Annotated in this window: 13 protein-coding genes; 10 read left to right on the top strand and 3 right to left on the bottom strand. The window is 33.3% G+C overall.

From position 1 onward, the window contains the following. Position 1: 1 nt before the first annotated feature. Positions 2-2065: a polyphosphate kinase 1 gene (ppk1, locus tag ACQQ6V_RS13140; RefSeq protein WP_448846209.1), complete on the bottom strand. Its 2064-nt coding sequence runs from the start codon at positions 2063-2065 to the stop codon at positions 2-4. 247 nt (positions 2066-2312) lie between these two features. Between ppk1 and ACQQ6V_RS13135 the strand changes: the two genes are divergently transcribed. From ACQQ6V_RS13135 to ACQQ6V_RS13125, 3 genes are all read left to right on the top strand, one after another. Then, complete coding sequence (locus tag ACQQ6V_RS13135; RefSeq protein ID WP_448845961.1) at positions 2313-3566, top strand: T9SS type A sorting domain-containing protein; 1254 nt, start codon at positions 2313-2315, stop codon at positions 3564-3566. Positions 3567-3755: 189 nt separating this feature from the next. After that, positions 3756-5642 carry a molecular chaperone DnaK gene (dnaK, locus tag ACQQ6V_RS13130; RefSeq protein ID WP_448845960.1) on the top strand — a complete coding sequence of 629 codons (1887 nt, stop codon included), beginning with the start codon at positions 3756-3758 and terminating at the stop codon, positions 5640-5642. A 343-nt stretch (positions 5643-5985) separates the two neighbouring features. Further along, positions 5986-6891, top strand: a complete 906-nt coding sequence (locus ACQQ6V_RS13125) for a glycosyltransferase family 2 protein (RefSeq protein WP_448845959.1) — start codon at positions 5986-5988, stop codon at positions 6889-6891. Between the two features lie 83 nt (positions 6892-6974). Here the strand turns inward: ACQQ6V_RS13125 and ACQQ6V_RS13120 are convergent, their stop codons facing one another. Further along, positions 6975-7913, bottom strand: a complete 939-nt coding sequence (locus tag ACQQ6V_RS13120; protein WP_448845958.1) for a glycosyl transferase family 90 — start codon at positions 7911-7913, stop codon at positions 6975-6977. A gap of 69 nt (positions 7914-7982) precedes the next feature. Between ACQQ6V_RS13120 and gltX the strand changes: the two genes are divergently transcribed. Then, positions 7983-9500: a glutamate--tRNA ligase gene (gene gltX, locus ACQQ6V_RS13115; protein ID WP_448845957.1), complete on the top strand. Its 1518-nt coding sequence runs from the start codon at positions 7983-7985 to the stop codon at positions 9498-9500. Positions 9501-9571: 71 nt separating this feature from the next. Further along, complete coding sequence (locus tag ACQQ6V_RS13110) at positions 9572-10528, top strand: acetyl-CoA carboxylase carboxyltransferase subunit alpha (protein WP_448845956.1); 957 nt, start codon at positions 9572-9574, stop codon at positions 10526-10528. 53 nt (positions 10529-10581) lie between these two features. On the opposite strand, the gene ACQQ6V_RS13105 is transcribed toward ACQQ6V_RS13110, so the two are convergent. Continuing rightward, a complete protein-coding gene (locus tag ACQQ6V_RS13105) occupies positions 10582-11127 on the bottom strand; it encodes a DUF6759 domain-containing protein (protein ID WP_448845955.1) in 546 nt (181 codons plus the stop codon). Positions 11128-11258: 131 nt separating this feature from the next. Between ACQQ6V_RS13105 and tsf the strand changes: the two genes are divergently transcribed. The 5 genes from tsf (at position 11259) to ACQQ6V_RS13080 (ending at position 16287) form a co-directional block, all read left to right on the top strand. Then, positions 11259-12083: a translation elongation factor Ts gene (gene tsf, locus ACQQ6V_RS13100; protein WP_448845954.1), complete on the top strand. Its 825-nt coding sequence runs from the start codon at positions 11259-11261 to the stop codon at positions 12081-12083. A 214-nt stretch (positions 12084-12297) separates the two neighbouring features. Further along, the gene (locus tag ACQQ6V_RS13095) at positions 12298-13134 is read left to right on the top strand and encodes a DUF4822 domain-containing protein (RefSeq protein ID WP_448845953.1); all 837 of its coding nucleotides are present in this window, start codon (positions 12298-12300) and stop codon (positions 13132-13134) included. Positions 13135-13355: 221 nt separating this feature from the next. Further along, positions 13356-14687, top strand: a complete 1332-nt coding sequence (locus ACQQ6V_RS13090) for an amidohydrolase (RefSeq protein WP_448845952.1) — start codon at positions 13356-13358, stop codon at positions 14685-14687. A 16-nt stretch (positions 14688-14703) separates the two neighbouring features. Next, positions 14704-15369 carry an ankyrin repeat domain-containing protein gene (locus tag ACQQ6V_RS13085; RefSeq protein WP_448845951.1) on the top strand — a complete coding sequence of 222 codons (666 nt, stop codon included), beginning with the start codon at positions 14704-14706 and terminating at the stop codon, positions 15367-15369. Positions 15370-15441: 72 nt separating this feature from the next. Continuing rightward, on the top strand, positions 15442-16287 hold the full coding sequence (locus ACQQ6V_RS13080; protein ID WP_448845950.1) for a helix-turn-helix domain-containing protein: 846 nt from the start codon (positions 15442-15444) through the stop codon (positions 16285-16287). The last annotated feature ends 57 nt before the right edge of the window (positions 16288-16344 follow it).

Raw genomic sequence — 16344 nt, 5'->3', positions numbered from 1 at the left:
TCTAGAGATTTTTTAGGTAATTATAAATTTCTATTTGAGATCTTATAGGTGTATTACTATCGGTTTTGACATATTCATTTCTAATATTTTTATCTAGAATACGCGCTTTAACATTATCAGAAAGTTGAATCTCTAACATATCTTTCAGTTCTTTTTTAAGATTTTTCTGCGTGATAGGTACGGCTGCTTCTATACGATAATCAAGATTTCTGGTCATCCAATCGGCAGAAGAAATATAGAAGTTTTCTTGACCTTTATTGTAGAAATACATGATGCGAGAGTGCTCAAGATATTCGTCCACGATACTGATACCATGAATAGGTTTTTTAAAATATTTCTGATTAACGGCACAGAAAATACCTCGGACAATCATCTTAATTGTAACACCAGCTTCTGCCGCATCATACAATTTAGCAATCAATAACCGATCACTAAGCGAGTTAATTTTCACTATAATTTCTGCCTTTCTGCCAGCTTTAGCTTCTAGAATCTCTTTATCAATATGCCAAATAATTTTTTCGCGCATATTCTGTGGACATACTAACAAACTTTTACAGGCTTTTAGAGCAAGTGTTGGATCTACTTTGGGTTTTCTAAGAACATTGAAGATCTTGTTGATATCAGCCATTATACTTCTGTTAGAAGTCATGATGAGATTATCACCGTATATCCTAGCTGTTTTTTCGTTGAAGTTACCGGTACTTACAAAACCATATTGGATGGTTTTATTATTGACACGTTTTTTTATTACACAAAGCTTAGCATGGACTTTTTTATTAGGAAGCCCCAACAATACTTTAACACCTTCTAATTCTAACTTTTCTTTCCATTCTAGATTAGCTTCTTCATCAAAGCGCGCACGTAACTCTAGCATAATTGTCACCTCTTTGCCATTTCTCACAGCATTAATTAAGGTGTTAATAATTTTAGAATTACTTGCTAATCGATAGGCGGTAATTTGAATAGATTTTACATCAGGATCCATTGCAGACTCACGCAACAAGTCAATAACCGGCGTGTATGTATGATACGGAAAGGTTAGCAGAACATCTTTCTTAATAATAACATCCGTGATACGTTCTTTATTATTAAAAGCTTGATGGGTAAATGAAGTTCTTTCAACTGGAGTTTCGTAGCCTTTAAAGACATTGGGAAAATCCATAAAATGCCTGAAATTATGAATTTTTTGCCCTGGAATAATGCTATCTTTTTTGGTTAAATTTAATTTTTTAATCAGAAATTCTAGCAATGCTTTATCCATTTCTTTATCAAAGACAAATCTAGTAGGCTTTCCTTTTCTTCGGCTTTTGATCCCTTTTTCAATTTTATCAGCAAGCGTTGTCTTAATGTCATTATCAAGGTCAAACTCAGCATCCTTAGTTACTTTAAAACAATTAGCCTCAAAACTATCATACCCAAAATAAGAAAATATGTGTGGTAGATTATAGATAATAACATCTTCCAGAAGCATAACATCTTTCTCATCCTTATCTTCTGTAGGAAGTAAGACAAATCTCCCGTTAGTCGTCACCGGTATTTCTATAATGGCATAATTACTCTCATATTGCCACTCTTTACGACGCATTGCGATACCAATAAAAAGGCTCTTCTCTCGCATATACGGCATTGGCACATTGTCATGAAGCAATATTGGGATGACATTACTCTCTACTTCTTCATCAAAATATTTTACGACAAAATCCTTTTGTTTGTCCGTAAGGCTTTTATGATCTTTGATAAAAACATTTTGCTTAGCCATTTCTTTTTGGACATCTTTCCACGTTTTATCAAAATCTTCTTGTTGGTTAATAACGATTTTATTAATTTTTTGAAGAATCTTGGATGGTGGTTCATAAAAAGACTCTTGCAAGACTTTGGTTTTGAAATCCATAGCTCTTTTGAGTCCCGCAACTCTCACTCGGAAAAATTCGTCTAAATTATTAGAAAATATACCAAGAAAGCGGATTCTCAAATGTATAGGAACTGTAGGGTCCATGGCTTCTTGTAAAACTCTAGCATTAAAACCGAGCCATGTAACATCTCTTGGGTTAAATTCTTGTGGCATTGTTGTTTTTTTGATGATATCAAAATTAGCAAAATTCATTGGATTTTAAAATGTTTGGTAAGCTACAATTTTACTATGCTAAAGAATGTTTCTTGAGTGTCAATTCTATTTTAAATGTTATAAATTTTATATTAATGTGCTGATTTTTTAATGAAAAGTTATTGATTTTGATTTGGTTTATAGTAAAATAGATTTTATGTTGTTAGATTTGCTAACTTTACATATTGAATTTAAAAAAAAAAAATACATGAGAAAAATTTTATTACTTTTATCAGGGTTTCTTTTAACCAATGTTAATATCTATGCACAAAGAACTTGCGGCACGGATCAAAAAATGGAAGAATATTTTGCAAAGTATCCAGAGAAAAAAACACAAGCAGAAGATTTACAGAAATTTTTGAACACTAATGATTACAAGAGCAATAGTAAGATTGCTAAAGCAGTAATTACAATTCCGGTAGTTGTCCACATTGTTTATAAAAATAGCACGCAAAATATTTCTGAAGCACAAATTGACTCTCAGATTGCGATATTAAATAGGGATTTTAGAAAATTAAATTCTGACTTTTCGAGTGTTGTGCCAGATGCTTTTAAGCCATTTGCGGCAGATTTAGAGTTGCTTTTTTGTAGAGCAACAGTAAGTCCAACGGGAGAATCTACAAATGGGATTGTTAGAAAATCCGTAGCATCTAATTTTAATTTTGATACTAATTATTATAGAGCAACAGGTTCTACTGCGTGGGATCCTACCAAATATCTTAATATTTGGGTGGGTGCGTTTACAAATCAAAATTTGCTAGGATGGGCTTATGGACCAGCAAAAGCAGGACAAGCAGATGATGGATTATGTATAACATATACTGCTTTTGGCGATATAGGGACAGCTAGACCTCCATTTAATTTAGGAAGAACGGCTACCCACGAGATAGGTCATTACTTTGGACTTAATCATATCTGGGGTAAAAGTAACAATGCAACAGTATGTGGTACATCAATTAATGATGACGGTTGTGAAGATACGCCGGCAACTAAACAGCCGTATTTCGCAGGTAACAATCCCGTATTTCCAGATAATCAATTTACTTGTGCAGAAACAGAAAGTGGTGCGATGTTTATGAACTACATGGATTATGTTAATGATTCACAAATGGCATTTTTCACCAATGATCAGAAAAAAATTGCACGTAATACAATGATAGGTCCAAGAGCTAGCCTTCTTAATTCTAATGCTTGTACTACTTTAGGAGTTAATGATATCGAAAAAATTGACGTTATTAATGTTTTCCCTAATCCAACGACTCAATATATTTCTATCGCTTCGCCTTTGGTTAAAATAAATGAAGTTGAGATTTTTAATGTTGATGGAAAATTGGTGAAGAAATCTAAAATCAAAAATGAAACAGATAAGATCGATGTTAAAGAATTATCAGCAGGAATTTATTTCGTAAGAACTTATGACAATAGTAACTTCGTAAAATCTATGAAATTTATTAAAAAATAAGATATTAAAACTTTAGAATACAAAATGCTAACCGTAACAAGTTGGCATTTTTTTATTAAGAATAAATAACTAAACAAGACAAATTGTCATTATATATTTCTTCTTGTCAGAAATATTATTATGGCATAAAGATTGAGATTTAGGAATAGAATTAATTAATAAAATTTAAACTAAAAAATATAAATAAAAATGAGTAAAATAATTGGAATTGACTTAGGAACAACCAATTCTTGCGTTGCAGTAATGGAAGGTAAAGATCCTGTGGTTATCCCTAACGCTGAAGGTAAAAGAACAACACCTTCTATCGTTGCTTTTGTAGAAGATGGTGAGAGAAAAGTGGGTGATCCCGCAAAAAGACAAGCTGTTACTAACCCTACAAAAACAGTTTACTCCATAAAAAGATTCATCGGGACACACTTTAAAGATGATGCTTCCGAAGTATCTAGAGTACCATACAAGGTAGTTTCAGGACCTAATGATACTGTAAAAGTAAAAATCGACGATAGAGAATATACACCGCAAGAAGTTTCTGCAATGATTCTTCAAAAAATGAAGAAAACTGCTGAAGATTATCTTGGGCAAGAAGTAACGAGAGCAGTAATTACTGTTCCTGCTTACTTTAACGATGCACAGAGACAAGCGACTAAAGAAGCTGGAGAAATTGCTGGTCTTAAAGTAGAAAGAATCATCAACGAACCAACTGCTGCTGCACTAGCTTACGGTCTTGATAAAGCACATAAAGATCAAAAAATCGCAGTTTATGACTTAGGTGGAGGTACTTTCGATATTTCAATTCTTGATTTAGGAGATGGTGTTTTCGAAGTATTATCAACAAATGGTGATACACACTTAGGTGGTGATGATTTTGATGATGTTATTATCAATTGGTTAGCTTCAGAATTTCAATCTGAAGAAGGTGTTGACCTTAAGGCTGATCCAATCGCACTTCAACGTTTAAAAGAAGCAGCAGAAAAAGCAAAAATCGAATTATCTGCATCTTCTCAAACCGAAATTAACTTACCATATATCACTGCAACAGCATCAGGACCTAAGCACTTGGTGAAAACTTTAACTAAAGCAAAATTCGAGCAATTAGCTGCAGATTTAGTTAGACGTTCTATGGAGCCTGTTGCTAAAGCATTAAAAGATGCTGGTTTATCAATCTCTGATATCGACGAAGTAATCTTGGTTGGTGGTTCTACAAGAATCCCTGTTATCCAAGAAGAAGTAGAAAAATTCTTTGGTAAAAAACCTTCTAAAGGTGTTAACCCAGACGAAGTTGTTGCATTAGGTGCTGCAATCCAAGGTGGTGTATTAACTGGAGATGTAAAAGATGTTCTTTTACTAGATGTTACGCCATTATCTTTAGGTATAGAAACTATGGGATCTGTATTTACTAAGTTGATTGATGCTAACACAACAATCCCAACTAAAAAGTCTGAAACATTCTCTACAGCATCTGATAATCAGCCTGCAGTAAGCATCAGAGTAGGACAAGGTGAGAGACCTATGTTTAACGATAACAAAGAAATCGGAAAATTCGATTTACAAGATATTCCACCAGCGCCAAGAGGTGTTCCTCAGATTGAAGTAACTTTCGATATTGATGCTAACGGTATCTTGAGTGTTTCTGCTAAAGATAAAGGAACTGGTAAAGAGCAATCTATTAAAATCCAAGCATCTTCTGGTCTTTCTGATGCAGAAATCGAAAGAATGAAGCGTGAGGCTGAAGAAAATGCTTCTGCTGATGCTAAGAAAAAAGAAGAAGTTGAGATTTTCAATAAAGCTGATGGGTTGATTTTCCAAACTGAAAAGCAATTGAAAGAATTTGGTGACAAATTATCTGCTGACAAGAAAGCTGCTGTAGAAACTGCTGCTGCAGAATTGAAAACAGTATTTGATGCTAAAGATCTTGAAGCTACTAAAACTAAAACTGAAGCTTTAGATGCTGCATGGATGGCTGCTTCAGAAGAAATGTACGCACAAGGTCAGCAAGCAGATGCTAACGCAGGACAACAAGATCAAGCAAACGGTGCAGATGATGTACAAGATGCAGATTTCGAAGAAGTGAAGTAAGCTTTAGCGAGCTTTGCAATATAAAAATTCCCCAAGCGAAAGTTTGGGGATTTTTTTTGACCAACCACCTATAACAAGCTCTTACGTTGAAAAGTTATTATAATAAGTTATAAATCCTATGATTATACTTCCTATCTTGCCAAACTATTTTTAGCATTACATTTAATGGCTATATTTGAAAAAAAACAAACTGCATTTTTTTTTAAATATTTAACTTCTTTTTTCTGACTAATATCTTTTAAAACAGAAAAATGACTAAATAAAAAGCTGAAAATATCGTTTTTAATATAAAATATTTTTATAACAAAAAGGCTTATTGCCTTACATCATTAAATATGTCTTGATGAATACATCACCATTAGTTAGTATATTAATCATTACAATGAATCACGAAAAATTCATTGAGCAAGCCTGTAAATCTGCTATCTCGCAGACCTACCCTAATTTTGAAATTATACTTCTAGACAATAACTCTTCTGATCAAACTTACAATAAGGCAAAAGACATATTAGATAATTGCAATATTCCTAACATAATTATTAGAAATAGCGAGTCCTATAGCTCATCTAAAAACCTTAATATTTTGGTCTCAAAAGCATCTGGTGACTATGTTTCTATACTATCTGGCGATGATTGGTACACACCAAATTGTATTGAAGAAAAAATTAAATTTTTTGCGGAAAACAAAATAGATTTCGCGATATCTGATGGTTATAAATATATTGAAAACGAATCTAAATTAGTAGATGCATATACAGAGAAGGCAAAAAGCAAAATAATCAATAGCCTTGACAATTTCTTCCACATCAACGTAACTCATAATGAACCGATTAACGTTGGCGTATTTATCAAAAGAGAACTTATCGTAAAACATCCTTTTGATGAAGAAATCCTTGCTGAAGACTGGGATATGAATCTTCGCTTTACCTCATTGGGATACAAAATAGGTTTTATTAATAAAAAATTATTCTATTACAGAATCCTTCCCCTTAGCCTTTCTTCTAGATGGGATCTGATGGAAAATTCTTACCTAAAAATCACTCAAAAATATATTGATTATATCAACAGTGATAATGCTCTGAAAAAGAATTACGAAGTCAATCTCATTAAATATAAATACTTAAAATTACTTTCAAAAACAGATTCTGAATTAGAAAAAAAAGCAATTCATAAAAAATGGAAAGCAGAAAAATATAAGATTAAATACAAGCATCCTGTCCTATTTTTCAAGCTATTATTACTCCGCTAGTAATTTATAAATAGATCAACTTTCAGAATACTTTCAGAGATCCATTTACAGGCTCTCTCCTACTTTTGTGGTAATTATTAATGTTATTTAATTAGTTCAAAATACTTTTTCAAAACTAATAAAGAAATCAAATCTTCGACTATTGGATTATTAAACTGCCGACGGTACTGTTTCGCATTTCGGATAATTTCCAAAGACATCTTGGGATGATCTATATAATATTGTAATCTATCTTCAAGATTTCCAAAATCATCATCTATCAAAACATAATGTTCATCTGGCACTAATGTACCTTCCATGTACCATGTTTCCATCTTAAGTCGTGGCGTAACCGCTAAAGAATTAGAACACATAATCCACTTAAGGTTAGTCGCAACATCATTACCCTCTAGACTTAGGACAAATTTATAATCAAGATGCTCATCAATACTTAATTTAGGTTTTATCCACGCTTCATTACCCCCCGACTTATTGACCTGACCAAGATCGCAAATAGGGTTCTCAAAATATTGGCTGTAAAAATCAATACGATGTTGTTGATGCACGGCTGCCCTACCAACTAATTTATTAATTTTATTATTAAAAACCTTATCATCCGTTAAAGAAACAAAGTGACGAGCCTTATCCAGATTAAGCAGAATATTATTTTGATTATTCTCACAGATCGGGCGACTTTTGGTAATCATCGGGAAATCTAGTACAGTATTAACATCCCCAAAAGTATAATCAATATACAAGTCTTTATCAAAAAATCTTGCATATTCATAAGTATCAAAATAATAAGACTTAGGTGTTTTGGGATTCAATAGATCTTTTACCTTTGTTCCCGCATGCGATACTTTTATAGATTCTGTAATTTTATTATAGTAATCTACCCTATAATCAACATTTTTCAGCTGATCAATAGAAAGACCTTTTCTTAAGGAATTAATTTTTTTCTCTAATTCTTGATGAGGAAAAAACCTAGTCGCATAGCCGTTGATATAGAATAAAATTTTATTCTGTTTTTTAATTTTGGTCATTAGTACAAACTTACTGAAATTTAATAAAATCACGTTAATTTTCTTAAATTTGCACTCTAAATTTGGAATATGGAAAAAGTAAGAGTTCGATTTGCACCAAGTCCTACAGGCGCATTGCATTTGGGAGGTGTTAGAACCGCTTTATACGACTATCTTTTCGCTAAACATCACGGTGGCGATTTTGTCTTAAGAATAGAAGATACCGATACTGCAAGATATGTAGAAGGTGCCGAAGATTACATTATGAAATCTCTAGAATGGTGTGGTCTTACCCCTGATGAGAGCCCTATCCATGGCGGCCCTTATGGCCCTTATAGACAATCCGAACGTCGTGATATCTATGACAAATATAAAGCTCAAATCCTAGATACAGATTACGCATATATTGCTTTTGATACGCCAGAAGAATTGGATACGATTAGAAAAGAATACGAGGCTAAAGGTGATGTTTTTGCATACAATAATGTAACAAGAAATAGATTAAGAAATAGCTTAACCCTTTCTAAAGAAGAAGTAGATCAACTCATTGCTGACAATGTACCTTATGTTGTAAGGTTCAAGATGCCAGTAGATCGTACGCTTAATTTACAAGATATTATCCGTGGCAATACCAGCGTTAACACCAACACATTAGATGATAAAGTTTTGGTAAAAAATGACGGAATGCCAACTTACCATTTTGCTAATATTGTGGACGACCACGAGATGAAAATCTCTCATGTTATCCGCGGAGAAGAATGGTTACCATCACTAGGACTTCATTATTTATTATATGAAGCAATGGGTTGGGAAGCACCAGAATTTGCGCATCTTTCACTAATTCTTAAACCAGAAGGCAAAGGAAAATTAAGCAAAAGAGATGGCGCTAAATTTGGATTTCCTGTCTTCCCAATGGATTTTAAAGATCCTGAAAGTGACGAAATCTGGAAAGGTTACAAAGAATCTGGTTATTTCCCAGAAGCTTTTATCAACATGGTTGCTTTATTAGGCTGGAGTCCGGCTAACGATAGAGAAATACTAACAATGGACGAGATGATTTCTGAGTTTGACATCAATAAAGTTCATAAAGCTGGCGCGAGATTTAACCCAGAAAAAGCCGTTTGGTTCAACCACGAATATTTAAAATTAAAATCTAACGAAGACGTTTTACAAGATTTTAAAAATATTGATGAAGTTAAAGCTTCAACCTTGTCTGATGAAAAGTTATTAACGATTGTTTCTTTAATGAAAGAACGTGCTAATTTTATCAAAGACATCTATAATGACAGCAAGTTTTTCTTTAATGCTCCAACTTCTTACGATGAAAAAGCATTGAAAAAAGCTTGGAACGAAGATACAGCTTCAGTTTTGACAGACTATTCTGAAAAAATTAATGCTTTGGAAGATTTCTCATCAGAAAACTTGAAGGCGGCTATCCATGAGCTAGCAGAAGAAAAATCTCTTGGTATGGGAAAAGTTATGATGCCTCTTAGATTAACATTGGTTGGCGAACTGAAAGGGCCAGATGTACCAGATATCATGTCTATTCTCGGTAAAGAAGAAACCATAATCAGAATCAAAACAGCTATTGATAGCATAAAAATTTAATATTTAATTTTCAAAAAATTAAGATGTTATAAAAAAACATTATTTTTGAAGATTCAATCCAAAACAAAAAAATGGAATACTTAGAATTTGAACAACCCATAAAAGATCTAATGGAGCAATATGACAAATGTGCTCTTGTTGGGGAAGAAAGCGGTATAGATATTAAAGAATCCTGCAAAAAAATAGAAGATAAAATTCTTGATACCAAGAAAAAAATATACGGAAATCTTACGCCTTGGCAGCGTGTACAGCTATCTCGTCATCCGGATAGACCGTACACTTTAGACTATATAAAAGGTCTTGCAGATGAAGGAAGCTTTGTAGAGTTACATGGCGACCGTAATTTTGGTGATGATCCAGCAATGATTGGAGGTCTTATCAAGATTAATGGAGAAAGTGTAATGATCCTCGGGACTCAAAAAGGAAGAACGACCAAAGAAAGACAGCACCGCAGATTCGGGATGTCTAACCCAGAAGGTTATCGTAAAGCTTTGAGGTTGATGAAATTAGCAGAAAAATTCAATATTCCTATCGTAACTTTGGTAGATACACCTGGTGCTTATCCAGGATTAGAAGCAGAAGAGCGCGGACAAGGTGAAGCTATTGCTAGAAACATCTTAGAAATGTGTCAGATGAAAACGCCTATCATCACCATCATTATTGGTGAAGGTGCTTCTGGTGGAGCTTTGGGCATTGGAGTTGGTAATAGAGTCTACATGTTAGAAAATACTTGGTACTCTGTGATTTCTCCAGAAAACTGTTCTGCAATCTTGTGGAGAAGCTGGGAGCACAAAGAAACAGCTGCTGCAACCATGAAGTTAACAGCGCCTGATATGTTAAAGGAAAAATTAATCGATGCTATTATCCCAGAACCGTTGGGAGGTGCTCATTATGATCCTAAAACAACTTACGAGAATGTGAAAGAAGTTATTTTAAAAGATATTAAAACTCTATCTAAACAATCAGGAGAACGTCTTATGAAAGATCGTCAAGAGAAGTTTATTGATATGGGAGAATATAAAGGCTAAGCTATTTATATCATACAAAAAGCGGCAAAATTTAATTAAATTTTGCCGCTTTTTTATTTACTATTATTAAGTGTAATAACTGTATTAGCTGTTAGATTTTTAGTCTGAGAGTAACTCGCATTACAAATAGATGTAACAATCGTATAATTCCCTTTATCAACTAATATATAATTTTGATTATTAGGTAATACATTAAGATTATAAAACTTCTTACCACTTACTTTTACCACCAGATCGCAAGCAGATTTGTTAACAATTTGCAAAATAGTTTGTTTTGATGTCGCGTTGTTAGCAAAAAGGTTGGTTAATAATTCTGCTGTTTTTTTACCACTTTCGGATGTTTTAGATTTTTCTATATTTTTCTCCATTTTTTCTGGAGTTAATTTAGAAATAACAGGTTTTGCAGCATCTGGAGTTACTGTATACCTCATAGACAATAATTTTTTTTGTAGCTCAGGCGTTTTTGGATGCTTTGGATTAGCGTCTACAAAAGCTCTTACTTCTGCCGGATCTTTACTTTTCATCGCTGCAAATACGCTAATCTGTGCACTACAATACAAGGAAAAAATTAAAAGGAAAAATGTGTAGATTTTTTTCATTTCAAAAAAATTTTGTGACTATATGATATAACGCTATTTGCGTCTTTTTAGTTTATGTATTATTTATTATCTTTGCCTCGCTGAAAAAGCAATATAAATATATCAATTATTTTTTAAAAATATATAACACTATGTATACACCAGTAGCAGCTGACGTAGCTAAACTAAGAAACGTAACAGGAGCAGGAATGATGGACTGCAAAAAAGCTTTAGTAGAAGCTGAAGGAGATTTTGACAAAGCTATCGACATCCTTAGAAAAAAAGGACAAAAAGTAGCAGCTAACAGAGCTGATAGAGAAACTACTGAAGGTGCTGTTATCGCTAGAGTTAATGAAGACAACACTTTAGGAGCTATCATATCTCTTAACTGTGAGACTGACTTTGTTGCAAAAAATGAAGCTTTTATCGAATTAGCTTATGAAATCGCTGAAATCGCTGTTACTTGTGCGACTAAAGAAGAATTATTAGCATCTGCTTTCCACGGATTTACTGTAGCTGAAAAACTTATTGAGCAAACAGGTGTTATTGGTGAGAAAATCGAGATCGGTTCTTTCGAAAGAATAGAAGGACCTTTTGTAGGTACTTATATCCACGCTGGTAACAAGATTGCTGCTATTACTGCACTTTCTGCAAAAGTTGATGGTGGTCTTGACATCGCAAAATCTGTTTCTATGCAAGTTGCAGCGATGAACCCTATCGCACTTGACGAAACAAGAGTATCTCAAGAAACTATCGATAAAGAATTAGAAATCGAAAAAGAACTTCTTTTGAAAGAAGGTAAGCCAGAAAATATCATCGAAAACATCCTTAAAGGTAAGATGCAGAGATTCTACAAAGATAATACTTTGGTACACCAATCTTTTATCAAAGATAACTCTATCTCTGTTGCAGATTACGTAAAGTCTAACAATGCAGATCTTAAAGTTGTAGGATTTGTAAGAGTTGCTATAGGATAATCTATATACAATATTTATCTAATAAGACTGTCTCAAAAAGACAGTCTTATTTTTTTGCCTAATATTTAACTATAAAAATCGTCCACAACTCTATAAACTACACATCTTCAATCCAATCTATCATCTGTTATATTTTTTACAACAAAAGAGAGGTTTCATACAACATAATTAACTTCTTTTAAACCTAATTTTGCTGAAAATTAAAAATACAGTTATGAAAACATTTAAAAACTTATTTTATCTATGTGCGATGATACTTTTATCAGTATCTGCCGTATCATGTTCAGATAATGATAACGAAATTAGTAATGAGCAACTTATTCCCTCACAGCTTCTGTCTTCTACACCGTGGGAAACTACTGGAGCTAAAGATAAAAATGGAAGCACCGTTGCTCTAACAGACGCAAGCGTTGCTGGATATGTAGGTTTTGCTTACTTCAAAACTGACGGAAATTTTGCAATCTATGGACTGAATGATATCTTAAGATCAAGAGGCACTTGGTCTGTAGATCTAATAGGAAAAACAAGAAGAATCACTTCTCTTAACCCTGATGGTACAACAATCTTCTCTCGCGATGTAGAAATTCTTGTTCTTAACAGAAATGAATTTACTTACAGAATTCGTCCTAATTCTAGCGATCCTTCTATTTATTATGATATTATCCATACAAAAACTACTCATCCAGAACCAACTAACGGACAGCTTACCTTAGCCTCTACACCGTGGGAAACTACTGGAGCTAAAGATAACACTGGAAATAATGTTGCATTAACTAACTCTAGTGTAGCTGGATTTGTAGGTTATTCTTATTTTAAAGCTAATGGGACGTTCAAAATTTTTGGATTAAACGATATGTTAAGATCAGAAGGTACTTGGTCTATTTCTCCAGATGGAAAACAGAGAACTTTAACAACGCCTACTTTCACGCGAGTGGTAGACATTCTGGTTCTTAACGAAACTACATTTACATACAGAATTACGCCTAATGCGTCTGCGCCAACTGTATTTTACGATATTATTCATACTAAGGTTAATCATAAAGAACCTTAGTGGTAATTAGTTTTTTTTTATTAAATGTAGCGACCTAAAAACCAGGTCGCTATTTTTTTTGACATTTAGAATCTAAATCTTCATTTAATAAAAATACATACGAAAACTTTAATTTAAGATTATTGTAATTTTACTTTAAAATAAAATCATACAAGCAATGTGATAAATAATACAATGCTAAGACCTTAGTTCTTACTAATTTTGTTTTATAGAAATTAAATATGAAACGCTCTAATAATATTTCGCGAAAAGATTTTTTAAAAAACTCTGCTTTAGCAATGGCTGGGGTGACGTTAACGCCTACAATAATGGTTGCTAATACACTTTCTGAAAATAAACTTACAACAGTAAATGGTAAATTAATTCTTAAAAACGTTCGCCTCGAGACAGGTTTTGAATATGAAGAAGGAGAAGTAATCTCAACCAAAACAGATTTATTTTTAGTAGAAACAGAAAACGGAAAAATCACAAAAATAGCTCCGAATAATCCTAAAGCGAAAGCCGTGGATGCGAAGGGGTTTTTGATGCTTCCAGCTTTTAAAGACATGCACATTCATCTTGATAAAACTTTTTACGGTGACAAATGGCAAGCGGTAAGAAAAAGAAAAGGTGGCGTAAAGGGGATGATTGCTTTGGAAGAACAAATCATGCCAGAAATCCTGAAAAATTCTACTTACAAAGCAGAAAAAATGATTGAGCTACTTCAGTCTAAAGGAACTGCTTTTGCAAGAAGTCACGTGAATATTGAACCTACTTCTAAGCTCGATTCTTTGAAGAATCTACAGAAAGCTTTAGATCATAAAAAGAAAAGTTTCGGGGCTGAGATTGTTGCGTTTCCACAGCACGGAGTTTTCTATAAAAATTCGGTTCCTTATTTGAAAGAAGCAGCTCAGATGAATATCGATTTTATCGGTGGCGTAGATCCTTATACAATTGACGGCGCGATTGAAAAGACAATTGATTTTACGGTACAACTCGCTTTAGATCATCAAAAAGGAATTGATATTCATCTTCATGAAACGGGAGAATCAGGCTTGAAAACGGTTGAATACCTCATCGACAAAGTCAACGAAAACCCTTCTCTGAAAGGAAAAACATTTTTTAGTCATTGTTTTGTTTTAGGTAAATTAGATAAAATAAAACAGGAAGAGATTGCCGAAAAATTAGGCAATGCTCAAGTAGGAATTGCATCAACGATTCCTATCGGGAATTTGATTATGCCACTTCCTACTTTACAAAAACATAATGTCACCGTCTATACCGGAAACGACAGTATCATCGATCATTGGAATACCTACGGAACCGGAAGTGTTTTAGAAAAAGCCAATCTTTATGCACAGCTTTACGGTCAATCAACTGAATTTTTGCTTTCAAGAAGTTTAAAATTAGCAACGGCAAATATAACGCCTTTAGATGACAAAGGTGTCCAGCAATGGCCGAAGACAGGTGATGATGCCGATTTTGTTTTGCTTAATGCGAGCTGTTCTGCAGAAGCAGTATCAAGAGTTTCAAAAGTAGAATCTCTTATTTATAAAGGAAATGTGGTATTTTAATTAAAAAATTAAGGTGATGAAAATTTTATTTTTCCTGTTGTCTTTTATCTGTATAAATGCTTGCCAAGAAAGCTTATCTCAACCTGTAAAAGAAATTATGGTGAGTAGTGATAATATGATTGATCTAGTAAAAAACAATAATGAAAAAGCTTTGAAAACTACTTTGGACAACGGCGCTAACGTCAATACAACAGATTCTAAAGGAAGATCTTTGTTGCTTATTGCTGTGGTCGAAAAAAAGATTAATATTGCTAAAATTCTTGTCGAATATAAAGCAGATGTCAATCAGCAAGATCAACAATTAGACAGTCCATTTTTATATGCTGGTGCAAGCGGACAAACAGAATTGGTAAAGCTATTTCTCGCAAACGGAGCTCGTTTTGATATCTTCAACAGATACAACGGTACGGCTTTAATCCCCGCCTGCGAAAGAGGTCATGTAGAAACGGTAAAAGTTTTGGCGAACACAGAAGGTTTCCCAATCGATCATGTAAACAGATTGGGGTGGACAGCTTTAATGGAAGCCGTAATTTTAGGTAACGGAAGTCTAAAATATCAGCAGATTATTAAGATTCTTAAAGACAAAGACGCAAAAGATATTGCAGATAAAGACGGAATTACTGCTTTGGAGCACGCCAAATCTTTAGGATATAAAGAAATTATAAAAATTTTAGAATCCTAAACGACCCAAAATTCTATTCTGAAAATGATTTCCTGCATAAATTTTACTAATTTTACTACAAAATCATTCAGAGTGAGCCATCGTTCAAGTTATTTTCCGATTTTGGGCATTCAAGATTTCAAGGATGATCGTTCTTTGGAAATGCCTCTACTTTTTAATGAACTTTACGGAGAACGCTCTATCGATGATCCACACAAACATGATTTTTTCATCATTAATATTTTTGAAAAAGCAAAAGGAAATCATACCATCGATTTTGTAGATTATGAAGTAAAAAATCATCAGATTCACTTGGTTTTTCCTGATCAGGTACATCAATGGGATATAGAAGCCGGAACAGTTGGATATCAGTTGATGATAGGTAGGGATTGGTTTGAAAGCTTAATTCCTGCTTTGAGATTTTCACAATTATTATATCAAAATCACCCTGTAATAGATCTTTCAGATGCTAGTTTTAGTTTTTTAGTTTATGAATTTAAGACTATTCAAAAACTATTGAATAGCGATTCTATTTTCTGGGAAATGGTTAAAAAACGCAGCGAAATGATTGGGCTGCTCATCAGTGAAGCGGTTGAATCTATTTTTAAAAATGATGAACGATACCATTCAAATCCTATTTTCTCAAAATTTTCTAATCTTATTGATGAATATTTTAAAGAAGAACGTTCGGTTTCTTTTTATGCTGAAAAGCTTAATATTTCTCCCAATTATTTGAATATCATCTGCAAAAAAAGTATTAATTCTTCAGCTTCGTCGCTTATTCAGGATAGAATTTTACTAGAAGCAAAACGTCTTCTAAAAGTGTCAAGAAAATCGGTAAAAGATATTGTTTTCGAGTTAGGATTTTATGATCAAGCAAGCTTTTCAAAATTCTTTAAGTCACAAACGGGAATGACGCCTTCTCAATTCAAAGAGTAGATTCTTTAATCAAGAATTTTACAGAACTATATCTCTGAGGTATTCTGAATATTGATT

The organism is Chryseobacterium electrogenes (genome assembly GCF_053553015.1).
This window is presented reverse-complemented; position numbering and strand designations above follow the sequence as displayed.

Coding starts and splice junctions, on each gene's coding strand:
- ACQQ6V_RS13120 (WP_448845958.1), bottom strand. CDS start 7,913: ATGACCAAAATTAAAAAACAGAATAAAATTTTATTCTATATCAACGGC.
- ACQQ6V_RS13125 (WP_448845959.1), top strand. CDS start 5,986: ATGAATACATCACCATTAGTTAGTATATTAATCATTACAATGAATCAC.
- ACQQ6V_RS13110 (WP_448845956.1), top strand. CDS start 9,572: ATGGAATACTTAGAATTTGAACAACCCATAAAAGATCTAATGGAGCAA.
- ACQQ6V_RS13085 (WP_448845951.1), top strand. CDS start 14,704: ATGAAAATTTTATTTTTCCTGTTGTCTTTTATCTGTATAAATGCTTGC.
- gltX (WP_448845957.1), top strand. CDS start 7,983: ATGGAAAAAGTAAGAGTTCGATTTGCACCAAGTCCTACAGGCGCATTG.
- ACQQ6V_RS13090 (WP_448845952.1), top strand. CDS start 13,356: ATGAAACGCTCTAATAATATTTCGCGAAAAGATTTTTTAAAAAACTCT.
- tsf (WP_448845954.1), top strand. CDS start 11,259: ATGTATACACCAGTAGCAGCTGACGTAGCTAAACTAAGAAACGTAACA.
- ppk1 (WP_448846209.1), bottom strand. CDS start 2,065: ATGCCACAAGAATTTAACCCAAGAGATGTTACATGGCTCGGTTTTAAT.
- ACQQ6V_RS13095 (WP_448845953.1), top strand. CDS start 12,298: ATGAAAACATTTAAAAACTTATTTTATCTATGTGCGATGATACTTTTA.
- dnaK (WP_448845960.1), top strand. CDS start 3,756: ATGAGTAAAATAATTGGAATTGACTTAGGAACAACCAATTCTTGCGTT.
- ACQQ6V_RS13135 (WP_448845961.1), top strand. CDS start 2,313: ATGAGAAAAATTTTATTACTTTTATCAGGGTTTCTTTTAACCAATGTT.
- ACQQ6V_RS13105 (WP_448845955.1), bottom strand. CDS start 11,127: ATGAAAAAAATCTACACATTTTTCCTTTTAATTTTTTCCTTGTATTGT.